Annotated in this window: 11 protein-coding genes; 9 read left to right on the forward strand and 2 right to left on the reverse strand. The window is 70.9% G+C overall.

Annotated elements, in window-relative coordinates; genetic code table 11:
* Positions 1 to 57: 57 nt before the first annotated feature.
* On the reverse strand, positions 58 to 2,541 hold the full coding sequence (locus tag NC595_RS01120; RefSeq protein WP_253565672.1) for a glycoside hydrolase family 3 protein: 2,484 nt from the start codon (positions 2,539 to 2,541) through the stop codon (positions 58 to 60).
* A gap of 267 nt (positions 2,542 to 2,808) precedes the next feature.
* The gene (locus NC595_RS01125; RefSeq protein WP_253564291.1) at positions 2,809 to 3,834 is read right to left on the reverse strand and encodes a LacI family DNA-binding transcriptional regulator; all 1,026 of its coding nucleotides are present in this window, start codon (positions 3,832 to 3,834) and stop codon (positions 2,809 to 2,811) included.
* A gap of 149 nt (positions 3,835 to 3,983) precedes the next feature.
* On the opposite strand from NC595_RS01125, the gene hemN reads away from it, so the two are divergent.
* The 9 genes from hemN to pdxB all read left to right on the forward strand — a co-directional run bounded on the left by hemN (position 3,984) and on the right by pdxB (position 12,627).
* Entirely contained in the window at positions 3,984 to 5,399 is a 1,416-nt protein-coding gene (gene hemN / locus NC595_RS01130) for an oxygen-independent coproporphyrinogen III oxidase (protein ID WP_253564292.1), read from the forward strand.
* Between the two features lie 31 nt (positions 5,400 to 5,430).
* Complete coding sequence (locus NC595_RS01135) at positions 5,431 to 6,192, forward strand: helix-turn-helix domain-containing protein (protein WP_253564294.1); 762 nt, start codon at positions 5,431 to 5,433, stop codon at positions 6,190 to 6,192.
* A gap of 80 nt (positions 6,193 to 6,272) precedes the next feature.
* Positions 6,273 to 7,511 carry an NnrS family protein gene (locus NC595_RS01140; protein ID WP_253564295.1) on the forward strand — a complete coding sequence of 413 codons (1,239 nt, stop codon included), beginning with the start codon at positions 6,273 to 6,275 and terminating at the stop codon, positions 7,509 to 7,511.
* Positions 7,512 to 7,632: 121 nt separating this feature from the next.
* Positions 7,633 to 9,165, forward strand: coding sequence for a copper-containing nitrite reductase (gene nirK / locus NC595_RS01145; protein ID WP_253564296.1), 1,533 nt, complete (start codon positions 7,633 to 7,635; stop codon positions 9,163 to 9,165).
* A 1-nt stretch (position 9,166) separates the two neighbouring features.
* A complete protein-coding gene (locus NC595_RS01150) occupies positions 9,167 to 9,949 on the forward strand; it encodes a formylglycine-generating enzyme family protein (protein ID WP_253564297.1) in 783 nt (260 codons plus the stop codon).
* Positions 9,946 to 10,509 carry an SCO family protein gene (locus NC595_RS01155; RefSeq protein ID WP_253564298.1) on the forward strand — a complete coding sequence of 188 codons (564 nt, stop codon included), beginning with the start codon at positions 9,946 to 9,948 and terminating at the stop codon, positions 10,507 to 10,509. The genes NC595_RS01150 and NC595_RS01155 overlap by 4 nt, the downstream gene beginning before the upstream one ends.
* Positions 10,506 to 10,967 (forward strand): DnrO protein, encoded by a 462-nt coding sequence (locus NC595_RS01160; RefSeq protein ID WP_253564299.1) that lies wholly within the window; start codon positions 10,506 to 10,508, stop codon positions 10,965 to 10,967. The genes NC595_RS01155 and NC595_RS01160 overlap by 4 nt, the downstream gene beginning before the upstream one ends.
* Positions 10,968 to 11,105: 138 nt before the next feature.
* The gene (locus NC595_RS01165) at positions 11,106 to 11,408 is read left to right on the forward strand and encodes a hypothetical protein (RefSeq protein ID WP_253564300.1); all 303 of its coding nucleotides are present in this window, start codon (positions 11,106 to 11,108) and stop codon (positions 11,406 to 11,408) included.
* A 67-nt stretch (positions 11,409 to 11,475) separates the two neighbouring features.
* Positions 11,476 to 12,627 (forward strand): 4-phosphoerythronate dehydrogenase PdxB, encoded by a 1,152-nt coding sequence (gene pdxB, locus NC595_RS01170; protein WP_253564301.1) that lies wholly within the window; start codon positions 11,476 to 11,478, stop codon positions 12,625 to 12,627.
* Positions 12,628 to 12,681: the final 54 nt, after the last annotated feature.

A 12,681-nucleotide genomic window follows, 5' to 3' on the forward strand; every position in this document is an offset into this window, starting at 1 on the left:
CTTCGCCATGCTGCGAAGCAACCCGAACCCGCCCGATAGATCGGGCCGATGGCGTCGCTAGCGGGGACATCGGACCACCTGGTCGGCGTCCGTCCCCAGCGCCACGCGGAACACGGTCAGCGCCGTTCCCGCCCCGGCCCCCAGCTCGAACGGCCGGTCGATGTGGTGCATGTCCGCGCCTGCGGCACGGAAGCACTTCAGCGGCACGCCCACGCGCTTCCACTGCCCCTGCGGCAGCCCGGCCAGCGTCGGGCCCAGCGACACGCGGCCCTGGCAACCGTGCCCGCAGCCCAGCCCAACCCAGGCGTCGGCACCCGGCAGCGCATCCACGCGCAGCGTGGTCACCAGCAGCACGTCGCCATTGGTCTGCCGGTCCAGGTCGAGCGGCGACCGGGCCTGCACGGTGAACCGGGCCCGCGCACTGGTCCAGGCGAGCCGGCGCGAGTCCTCCTGGGCATGGAAGTCGATCGCGCTCATCCGCAGGCTGTGGTCGCCGGTGGTGGCGGAGGAGACGTCCGCCGACACGAGGTCGCCGTCGGCACCGACCAGGCTGGCGGTGTAGCCATGCGCCGGCTTGCCGCGCTCCAGATAGTTGCCCACCGACACCTGCTCGCCGTGGATGCCCGAGACTTCCGGCAGCGGCGGCAGCGTGGCGTGATCGGCGTAGCGCAGACCGTAGCCGAGCGGAAATTGCGGCGGAGCCTGCCCGGGCAGCGCGGTGCGCGGCCAGGCGTAGGCGAGGCGGCCGTGGAAGTCGTGGGCGATGCGTCCGTCGCGGGTACGCAGCAGGACGTCGGCCACGCCCTCGCCCTCGCTGCCCGGCAGCCAGGCCGCGACGAAGGCGTCGGCCGCGTTGATCTCGCGGTTCACCCACAGCGGCCGGCCGCTGAGAAACACCGCCACCACCGGAATGCCCTGGGCCTTCAGCTGGCGGATCAACTCCAGGTCGTGGTCGTCGCCGGGCCGGTAGAGCAGGTTGGGCAGGTCGCCCTGGAACTCGGCATAGGGATCCTCGCCGAACACCACCACCGCCACGTCGGGCTTGTGCGTGTAGTGGCCGTCGGTGGCGATCTCGGCATGGCCACCGGCCGCCTTCACCTGGGCGACGATGCCGGCGCCGATCGACTGCGCCCCGGGGAAATCCTTGTTGTTCAGGCCCGTGCCCTGCCAAGTCAGGGTCCAGCCGCCGCACTGGCGCGAGATGTTGTCGGCGCCCTCGCCCGCGACCAGGATGCGCTTGCGCGGATCCAGTGGCAGCAGGCCACCGTTGTTCTTCAGCAACACCAGCGATTCGCGCACCGCGCGGCGGGCCAGCGCCCGGTGCGCCGGGCTGCCGATCACCCGGTCGGGATGGCGCGCCAGCGGCTGCGCCGACGGCAGGCCGGCGGTGAACAGGCCGGCGCGGAACTTCACCCGCAGGATCCGCGCCACCGCATCGTCCAGCCGCGCCATCGGGATCGTGCCGGACTTCACCTCGGCCAGGGTGTGCTCGTAGAGCCCCTTCCAGCTGTCCGGCGCCATCAGCATGTCCATGCCGGCGTTGTAGGCGATCGGGCAGTCGGTGTTGCTGCAGCCGGGGATCTGGCCGTGCGCGTTCCAGTCGCCGACCAGCAGGCCCTGGAAGTCCATGCGTTGCTTCAGCACGTCGGTGAGCAGGGCCTTGTTGCCGTGCATCTTCACGCCGTTCCAGCTGGAGAACGAGGCCATTATCGTCTGCACACCCGCATCGATCGCCGGGGGGTAGCCGGCGGCGTGGATGTCGATCAGCTGCTGCTCGCTGATCTCGGCGTCGCCCTGGTCCTTGCCGTCCTTCGTGCCGCCGTCGCCGAGGAAGTGCTTGGCGGTGGCGATCACGTGGGCGTTGTCGAGGAACTGCGGCGTGCCGACCCGCCCCTGCAGGCCCTCGACCATCGCCCGCGAGTATTCGGCGACCAGCTTCGGATCCTGCGAGTAGCCCTCGTAGCTGCGGCCCCAGCGCACGTCCTGCGGCACCGCGATGGTCGGCGCGAAGGTCCAGTTGATGCCGGTGGCCCGCACTTCGGCCGCGGTGGCAGCGCCGATCTGCCGGATCAGCTCCGGGTCGCGGGCGTTGCCCAGCGCGGAGTTCTGCGGGAACAGCGTGGCGCCGACGGTGTTGTTGTGCCCGTGCACGGCGTCGATGCCGAACAGCAGCGGGATCGCCGGGCGACCATCGTGACGGTCCATCGCCGCACGGTAGAACGCATCGGACAGCGCCAGCCACTGCTTCGCGTCGGCGGTCAGCGCACCGCCGGGCTTGGAGTTGCCGCCGGCGAGGATCGCGCCGAGATGGTACTTGCGCACGTCGTCCGGCGTCACGCTGAGGATGTCGGCCTGGATCAGCTGGCCGACCTTCTCCTCCACGGTCATCTTCGCGATCAGGCCGGCGACCTTGTGCTCGAGCGCCGGATCGGCCGGGAACGGCCAGTGCGCGCTCGGCCAGCGATCCGGGTGCACGGCGGTGGCGGGCGAGCCGGCGATCGCCACGGCCAGCGGCAGGCAGGACAGGGTGGCGGCCAGCATGGCCGGGACGGAACGCCGGTGACGGACGGTTGCAGGCACGCCTTTCTCCCCTCGCTGCGAAGCGCGCGGCATCCCTCGCGGAGCCGCTCAGGGGGCGCAGACTGGCAGAAATGACAGCGCTGTCAAATTGCAGTGCAGCATTTCTGGAACACGCGCTTCCACAGCCGAAAGTCAGGCCCGGAGCGCAGAAACGGCGTCAGAACGGGGCTCGGGGCACCTACCGGCGGCGCGCGAACGCGCCGGCGGTTCCGAACAGGTCGGTGCCGCTCAGGTCGCGTCGGACGGCGGTGCGCCGGTCGATTCGCGCATCTGCAGCGTAAAAGGAACCTGCAGCAGCAGGCCCTCGCCGCGGCCGCGCAGCACTTCCATCAGCTGCTCGGTGGCGAGCTTGCCCATCTCGCGGCTGGGCTGGCGCACGGTGGTCAGCGGCGGCCACAACTGGGTGGCCAGCGGCGTGTCGTCGAAGCCGCAGACGGACAGGTCGCGTGGCACCTTCAGGCCCCGCTCGTTGGCGGCCCACATCACGCCGGCAGCCATGTCGTCGTTGGCGGCGAAGATGGCCGTGGGCAGGATCGGCCGGGAGAACAGTTCGCGCGCGGCGAGCACGCCGGAGCCGAAGGTGAACTGCCCTTGCACCACGTAATCCGGGTCGAACGGCAACCCGGCCTCGGCCAGCGCGTCCTTGTAGCCGGCCAGGCGCCAGCGGCTGGCGCCGTGGTCGGCAATGCCCAGGATATGCGCGATGCGACGGTGGCCGAGCCTCACCAGCTCGCCGACCATGGCCTTGGCCGCCTGCTGTTCGTCCATGCGGACGCCGATGGTCTCGTCACGGCGCAGCGGCGAGATGCTCGCGTGCGGCACACCGTGTTCATTCAGCCGGCGCAGCAACGCCACGTTGTCGGTCAGCGGCGGCGTCACGATCACGCCGTCGATGTGATGGTCGGCGATCAGCGCGTCGACGCGTCGGATGAAATCCTGCACGCGCGTGCGCAACGGGCAGACCATCATGCTGTAGCGGTTGGCGTTGCAGGCCTCCAGCACGCCGTCCTGGATCTCGGCCAGGTAGGTGGAGGCGGGGTTGTCGTTGTTGTCGTAAAGCATTGCGACCAGGAACGAGCGGCTGCCGGCCAGGCCGCGTGCCGCCGGGCTCGGCCGGTAGTTCATCTGCTCCATCGCGGCCAGCACGCGTTTGCGGGTGGATTCCTTGACCGACGGCTCCTCGTTGAGCACGCGGGACACGGTCTTGGGCGACACACCCGTCGCACGCGCTACATCTTCAAGGCGGACCCGCATGCTCGCTCCCGACACCCCCTGCCACCGATCGACTATGCCTGCGGCGCGGATCGCGTGACAAGGCTGAGGTGGGCCGCGCCGGGCACGACCCGTCGCCGGACTGATCCTGATCAAGAAGCCGCCGGCCGCGACCCGGCACAGTGCGCGCCATGGAAGCTACCCATACCGCCACCGTGATCCAGCCACCTACTTTCGACGCGGACCTGATCGCCCGCTACGACGTCAACGGTCCCCGCTACACCAGTTATCCGACCGCGCCGCATTTCCGCAACGACTTCGGCGCGGCCGAGCTGCGCGAGGCGATCCGCGAATCCAACGAGGAACCGATCCCGCGGCCGCTGTCGGTCTACGTGCACGTACCGTTCTGCATGAGCCCGTGCTTCTACTGCGGCTGCAACCGGGTGATCACCCGCGACGTCGGCAAGGCCGACCGCTACCTGGAGCGGCTGTACCGCGAGATCGGCCTGATCGCCCCGCTGTTCGACCGCGACCGCCCGGTGCGCCAGCTGCACTTCGGCGGCGGCACGCCGAACTTCCTCGACATCGAGCGGATGCGCGAGCTGATGCAGTCGCTGGGCCGCCACTTCAGCATGGAGCGCGGCCGCGAGCGCGAGTACGGCATCGAGCTGGACCCGCGCTTCGCCGACGGCGACTACGTGCGCGAACTGGGCGAGCTGGGCTTCAACCGTGTCTCGGTGGGCATCCAGGACTTCGACCCGGCCGTGCAGCAGGCGGTGAACCGCATCCAGTCGGTGGCGCAGACCGCCGCGGTGCTCAATGCCGCCCGCGAGGCGGGCTTCGCCTCCACCAGCGTCGACCTGATCTACGGCCTGCCGCTGCAGACCGTAGCGGGCTTCGACCGCACCCTCACCGAGGTCATCGCGCTGTCGCCGGACCGTGTGGCGGTGTACGGCTACGCCCACCTGCCGGAGATGTTCAAGGCGCAACGGCAGCTCGATGCCAGCCTGCTGCCGGATGCCGCCACTCGGTTGGCCCTGCTCGGTCGCGCACTGGAGCGCCTCACCGGCGCCGGCTACGTCTACATCGGCATGGACCACTTCGCCAAGGCGAACGACGAACTGGCCCAGGCGCAGCGCGCCGGCCACCTGCAGCGCAACTTCCAGGGCTATTCCACCCACGGCGACTGCGACATCGTCGGCCTCGGGGTGAGCGCGATCGGTCGCATCGGCGACTGCTACAGCCAGAACGTGCGCGACCTGCCCGGCTACTACGCCGCGCTGGATGCGGGTCACCTGCCGGTGGCGCGTGGCCTGCGGCTGAGCGAGGACGACCTGATCCGGCGCGCGGCGATCGGCGAACTGATGTGCCAGGGCACGCTCGACCGCGACGCCTTCGGCGCCCGCCACCGGCTCGACTTCGACGTCTACTTCGCCGACGCGATGGTCCGTCTCGAACAGCTGGAGGCGGACGGACTGGTCACCCTCGAGGGGCCGCGCATCGTCACCACCTCGCGCGGGCGGCTGCTGCTGCGTATTATCGCCATGTGCTTCGATGCCTATCTGGATGCCGGCGCGCCGCCTACCCGTTATTCGCGCGCGATCTGACGCCATGGATCTTCGAGAGGCTGTACCCACGATGCGTTCCGATACGCGGGCCGGTCGCCTGCCCGATCCACCCAGTCCGATCGCCGACGACGGCGACGCCATCCGTTTCTGTCGCACCTGTGCGTTCGCCGGTGCGTGCCTGGCGGTGGGCTACGGCAAGCCCGAGCTGGAGGCGCTGCACTGCCTGGTCGAGCACGTCGGCCCCTACCGCACCGGCGACCACGTGTTCCGCACCGGCGACCCGTTCCGCGCGATCTTCGCCGTGCGCGCCGGCACGGTGAAAACCAGCCTGGTGGATCGCGAAGGCCGCGAACAGGTGCTTGGCTTCTACCTGCCGGGCGAGGTGATCGGCCTCAACGCGATCTACCCCGAGCAGTTTCCCTGCGATGCGATCGCGCTGGAGAACGCGCAGTTCTGCCGTTTCTCGTTCCCGGCGATGAGTGCGCTGGCCACCCGTATGCCGGCGGTGCAGCAGCACCTGTTCCGCCTGCTCAGCAAGGAGTTGGGCACGGCCAGCCTGCTGGCCGGCGACCACAGCGCCGACGAGCGCGTGGCTGCCTTCCTCTGCGACCTGGGCAGCCGTTACGCGGCACGCGGTTTCTCCGGCACGCGTTTCGCGCTGAGCATGTCTCGCGGCGACATCGCCAACTACCTGCGGCTGGCCTCGGAGACCGTCAGCCGCGTGCTCACCCGCTTCCGCAGCCAGGACCTGATCGCGCTGGAAGGCCGGCAGGTCGAACTGCTGGACGCGGACGCGCTGCACCGGCTGGGCGAAGGCCTGCTGCCGGGCTGAGACCCCTGCGCTGATCTGGATCAGGGTGCCGGCAACGCCCGGCGCCGAGCATGCGGCTTTCCGCCGACAGGCCCAGGCCGATGTCCGATCTTTCCCTACCCGCGCGACCCGCCCCCTGGTCGCCGGCGGTGCTGGCCCAGGCGCCGCACCGGCTGCTGTTCCTGGCCGGCGCCTGCACGGTGCTGACCAGCATGGCGTGGTGGGCGCTGGAACTGGGTGCGCTGCGCTTCGGCTGGACGGCCTGGCCGCAGCCGCCGGTGCCGCCGGCCTGGGGCCACGCCCTGCTGACCGCGTACGGGATGCTGCCGCTGTTCATGTTCGGCTTCCTGCTGACCGTGTTCCCGCGCTGGCTGGATCGCCCCGCGCTGCCGCGCCTGCGCTACGTGCCGGTAGCCGGCTCGGTGTTCGGCGGCTATGCGCTGGCGCACGCTGGCTTGCTGGGCAGCCTGCCGCTGCTGCGCTTCGGCGTCGCACTGATGCTGGTCGGCTACGGGCTGGCGCTGCTGCCGCTGGCCGGCGTGCTGCATGCCGCGACAGCGCGCAACGCCCACGCATGGTCGTGCCTGGCGGGGCTGGGCGTGGGAGCGCTCGGGCTGGCCGCCGGGCTGGCCGTGCTGTGCGGTGCGCCGGCGGCGTGGATGCCGCTGGCGATCCGCCTGGGCGTGTTCGGCTTCCTGCTGCCGGTGTACTTCAGCGTGTGCCACCGGATGATCCCGTTCTTCAGCGCCAACGTGGTGCCTGGCTACCGCATGGTGCGCCCGCGCTGGAGCCTGCCCGCGGCCTGGGCGCTGCTGCTCGCGCACATCGCGCTGGAAGCGGCCGGCGCCAGCGCCTGGCGCTGGCTGGCCGACTTGCCGCTGGCGCTGCTGTTCGGCTGGCACGCGCTGGCCTGGCAGCCGTGGAAGGCCCGGCGTCCCGGCCTGCTGTTCGCGCTGCACCTGGCGTTCGCCTGGCTGCCGGTGGCGATGGCGCTGTTCGCGGCACAGAGCCTGTGGCTGGCGCTGCGCGGCGAGGCGGTGCTCGGCCTGGTGCCGCTGCACGTGCTGACCATCGGCTACTTCGGCTCGATGCTGGTGGCGATGGTCACCCGCGTCACCCAGGGTCATGCCGGCCGCCTGCTGCAGATGGGCGCGGTGCCGTGGCTGTGCTTCATCTCGCTGCAGTGCGTGCTGGCGCTGCGCGTGCGCGCCGAGCTGGGCGCGGACGGCTACCGCTGGCTGGTGTTCGCGGCAGTCGGCTGGCTGCTGGCGTTCGCTCCCTGGGTGCTGCGCTCGGCCTGGATCTATCTGACCCCGCGCGCCGACGGCCGCCCGGGGTGAACTAGCCGGCTGTGGCAGCTTGTCGCAGCCCAGGCGTATTCTTTTGCGACTGATCTGTATCAGGGGCGCCGTACGGCGCCTGCCTAACCTGTTCGTCACGGATAACGAAGGGGAAAAGATCATGTCCACGCTGTTGCGCACCCTGCTGGCCACGGCCAGCGCCCTGGCGATCGCCGCCTGTTCGGGCAAGCCCGATGCCGCCACCCCCACCACCGGCGCCGCGCCACCGCAGGCGGCCGCGCAGAGCGGCATCCCCGGCGACTTCGGCCCACCGCAGGGCGCGCCGATCCACGCGGTGCTGACCAGCCCGCCGAACGTGCCGCCGCCGATCCACCGCAACTATCCGGCCAAGGTCATCGTCGACCTGGAAGTGATCGAGAAGGAGATGCCGATCTCCGAAGGCGTCACCTACACCTACTGGACCTTCGGCGGCACCGTGCCGGGCAGCTTCATCCGCGTACGCCAGGGCGACACGGTGGAGTTCCACCTGAAGAACTCGCCCGACTCCAAGATGCCGCACAACATCGACCTGCACGGCGTCACCGGCCCGGGCGGCGGCGCAGCCTCCAGCTTCACCGCGCCTGGCCACGAGTCGCAGTTCACCTTCAAGGCGCTCAACCAGGGCGTGTACGTGTATCACTGCGCCACCGCGCCGGTGGGCATGCACATCGCCAACGGCATGTACGGGCTGATCCTGGTGGAGCCGCCGGAAGGCATGCCCAAGGTCGACCACGAGTACTACGTGATGCAGGGCGACTTCTACACGGTGGGCAAGTACCGCGAGAAGGGCCACCAGGCCTTCGACATGGACAAGGCGATCGACGAGAAGCCGACCTACGTGCTGTTCAACGGCCACGAAGGCGCGCTCACCGGCGACAAGGCGCTCACCGCCAAGGTCGGCGAGACGGTGCGGCTTTTCGTCGGCAACGGCGGTCCGAACCTGGTGTCCAGCTTCCACGTGATCGGCGAGATCTTCGACACCGTGCGGCAGGAAGGCGGCACGGTCGAGCAGCACAACGTGCAGACCACGCTGATCCCGTCGGGCGGCGCCGCGATGGTCGAGTTCAGGACCCAGGTGCCGGGCAGCTACGTGCTGGTGGACCACTCGATCTTCCGCGCCTTCAACAAGGGCGCGCTGGGCATCCTCAAGGTGGACGGCCCGGAGAACAAGGCAATCTACTCGGGCAAGGAGGTCGACTCGGTGTACCTCGGCGACCGCGCCGAGCCGAACCTGCACGCGGTGGCCACTGCCGCGAAGGCCAACGCCGCCGGCACGCTGAGCAAGGACGACCAGATCGCCGCCGGCAAGCAGCTGTTCACCGGCACCTGCTCGGTCTGCCACCAGGCCAACGGCGCCGGCCTGCCCAGCGTGTTCCCGCCGCTGGCCAAGTCGGACTACGTCGCGAAGCTGGCCGGCAAGGACAAGGACGCGCTGATCGCGATCCCGCTGCACGGCCTCAACGGCAAGGTCACCGTCAACGGCGTCGAGTACGACTCGGTGATGCCGCCGATGACCCAGCTCACCGACGACGAGGTGGCCAACATCCTCACCTACGTGCTCAACAGCTGGGACAACCCCGGCGGCCAGGTGACCAAGGACGAGGTGACCAAGGTGCGCGCCACGCCGGCGCCTGCCGCGGGCGGGGAGCACTGAGATGCGCCGCCGGGCCATCGCGGCGGCCCTGCTGGCACTGGCCGTGGCCTGCGCCACGGCCAGCGCCGCCGAGTACGTGCCAATGCCCGGCGGGCGCTTCGCCAGCGTGCTGCCGGCCGACGGCAAGACCGCCCCGGCGCAGGTGGCGCCGTTCGCCCTGCGCACCGAACCGGTGACCAACGCCGAGTTCCTCGCCTTCGTGCGCCGCCACCCCGCGTGGCGGCGCGATCGCGTGCCGACCGTGTTCGCCGACGGCCGCTATCTCTCGCAGTGGGCCGGCCCGGACACGCTCGGTGCCGACGCGCTGCCGGCGCAGCCGGTGACCCGGGTGAGCTGGTTCGCCGCCCAGGCCTACTGCGCGAGCGAACACGCCCGCCTGCCGAGCTGGTACGAGTGGGAGATGGCCGCCGCGGCCGATGCCACCCGCGCCGATGCGCGCAGCGACCCGGCCTGGCGCGAGCGCGTGCTGGACTGGTACAGCCGCCCGTCCGGCCACGCCTTGCCCGCCATCGGCGGCCCGCCCGACCTGCACGGCGTGCGCGACCTCAACGGCCTGGTGTGGGAATGGGTCGACGACTTCAACGCGCTGCTGGTGGGCAGCGACAGCCGCGACCAGGACGGCGCCGACAAGCTGAAGTTCTGCGGCGCCGGCGCGATCAGCATGGAGCAGAAGGAGAACTACGCCACGCTGATGCGCATCGCCATGCTCTCCTCGCTGAAGGCCACCGACACCACCGCCAACCTGGGCTTCCGCTGCGCGCGGCCCATCGGGGAAACGCCATGAACCGCCTGCTACTCCTGCTCTGCACCCTGTGCCTGGCGCTGCCGCTGCACGCCGCCGACGCGCTGCCTGGCGACTCGGTCTACCAGTTGCCGGTAACCCTCACCGACCAGGCCGGCCATGCCGCGCCACTGGCCGCGCGCCGCGGCCAGCCGCAGCTGGTCAGCATGTTCTACGCCTCGTGCACGATGGTCTGCCCGATGATCATCGAGACGATGAAGGCGACCCGCCACGCCGCCGGCGATCCGGCCGCGCTGAAACTGCTGGCGGTGAGTTTCGATCCGGCCCGCGACAGCGTCGCCAGGCTCGCCGACTACGCCGGTCGTCACCAGCTCGATCCGCGCTGGTGGACACTGGCACGTGCGGAGCCGGCCGAGGTGCGGCCGCTGGCCGCGCTGCTCGGCGTGCAGTACCGGCAGCTGCCCGACGGCGACTTCAACCACTCCAGCGTGCTGCTGCTGCTCGATGCCGACGGCCGCGTGGTGGCGCGCAGCACGATCATCGGCCGCACCGATCCCGACTTCGTCGCCGCCGTGCGCCGGCTCGCCGGAGGCCGGCCGTGAACCGCGCCGCCCCGACCCTGGCGATGCTGCTGGCGCTGGGCCTATCCGCGCCGGTGCCCGCGCAGCACAGCCACCACGCGCAGCCCGCTGAGCCGGCGGCGCCCGCGCCGATGCCAGGCCAACGCTGGCCGGTCGACGCGGCGCTCGAGGACGGCATGGGCCGCATCCACGTGGCGCTGGACGAACTGCGCCACTACGAGATGGGCCACATGGACGCCACGATGGCGCTGGATCGGGTCGGCCTGATCGAGCAGGCCGCCGCCGACATCTTCGCCAAGTGCAAGCTGCCGGAAGACCGCGACGCGGTGCTGCACCACATGCTGGTGCCGCTGCTCGCCGCCGCGCAGGCGCTGAAAGCACATCCGGACGACATGGCCCAGGTGCAGGCGATGCGCGACGCGGTCGCCGACTACCCGCGCTACTTCACCGATCCGGGTTGGGCGACGCCGGCGCACTGAGCGACCGTCTGCGTCGCCCGCCAGAACGCCGACTGCGACAACCCGTCCGACACCGGCTCACGCCGGGCTGATCCGGATCAGCCCGGAGAACGCGCCGTCCGCCCAGCATGTCCGCCAACGTTCCCGCGGAGCGGCGACATGACCGACACCATCGAAGCCTGGCAATGCATCGGCTGCGGCCGCGTCGAGGCGCCGCAGACCTGCATCGGCGTGTGCCGCGACCGCAAGGTGCAACTGGTCGGGCTGGCGGATTTCGAGCAGGCCCGCGCCGAGGCCGCCGCCCTGCGCGCGCGACTCGCCGACGTCCACGCACACCTGCAGCGCTTTGTCCTGGCCACACCGAACGAAGGCCGCTGGGAGGCCGCGTGGCTGGCGCTGCAGGCGCAGCTGCGCGAGGTGCTGGGTTCACTGACGGACGTGGTGATGCCGCCCGCCGGCTAGCCCCTGCGCCACCGCGCCGGGCCACCTATCATGGCGCCCGCCGATACGGCGCTGGACACGGTGCGCGATGAAGATCCTGGTCGACGAAAACATGCCGCTGGCGCGCGAACTGTTCGCCGGCTTCGGCGAGGTGGTGGCGCGGCCCGGCCGCGGTCTGGCGGCCGACGACGTGCGCGATGCCGACGTGCTGCTGGTGCGCTCGGTCACCCGGGTCGACGAAGCACTGCTCGCCGGCTCGCGCGTGCGCTTCGTCGGCACCGCCACCATCGGCACCGACCACGTCGACCTCGACTGGCTGCGCGCGCAGGGCATCGCTTTCGCCAGCGCACCGGGCTGCAACGCGATGTCGGTGGTCGATTACGTCGCCAGCGCCCTGCTGGAGCTGGCCGACCGCCACGGCTTCGCGCTGGCCGGCAAGCGCGCGGGCATCGTCGGGCTGGGCAACGTCGGCTCGCGTCTGCAGCGGCGGCTGCGGGCGATGGGGCTCGACGTGCTCGCCTGCGATCCGCCGCTGGCCGATGCCGGTTGCACCGGGCTGGTCGACATGGACGCGATCGCCGGCTGCGACATCGTCAGCTTCCACACCCCGCTGGTCCGCGACGGCGCGCATCCGAGCTTCCACCTCGGCGATGCGGTGTTCCTCGCCCGCCTGAAACCCGGTGCGATCCTGCTCAACACCTCGCGCGGCGCCGTGGTCGACAACGTCGCGCTGCTGGCCGCGCTGGAACGACGCGACGACCTGCACGTGGTGCTCGACGTATGGGAAGGCGAGCCACTGGTCGATCGCCGGCTCGCCGCGCGGGTCGCGCTGGCCACGCCGCACATCGCCGGCTATTCGTACGACGGCAAGCTGCGCGGCACCTGGATGCTGTACGAAGCGCTCTGCGCCTTCCTCGGCCAGCCGCCGACGATGACGCTGGCGTCGCTGGTGCCCGAGTCTGCGCGGTGCGTGCTCGACGTGGCCCGGCTGGCGCCGCGGCGCGCGCTGGACCTGATGCGCGCGGCCTGGCGCATCACCGACGACGACGACGCCTTCCGCGCCACCCTCGATGCCGACGACGACACGCGCGCGGCCGCGTTCGACCGGCTGCGCAAGCAGTACCCGCTGCGTCGCGAGTTCGCCACGGTGGAGCTGGTTCACGACGAATCACTCGCTGCACGCCTGCCGGCCGACGAACGGGCGATGCTGCGCGCACAGGGCTTTGCCTGCGTCGATTGAGCGCGGGCGCCGGCTGACCTGGATGAGCGCCGCGCGACGCGCCGCGCGCTGCAA

It is taken from the genome of Dyella lutea, assembly GCF_024158035.1.
GTDB lineage: Bacteria > Pseudomonadota > Gammaproteobacteria > Xanthomonadales > Rhodanobacteraceae > Dyella_A > Dyella_A lutea.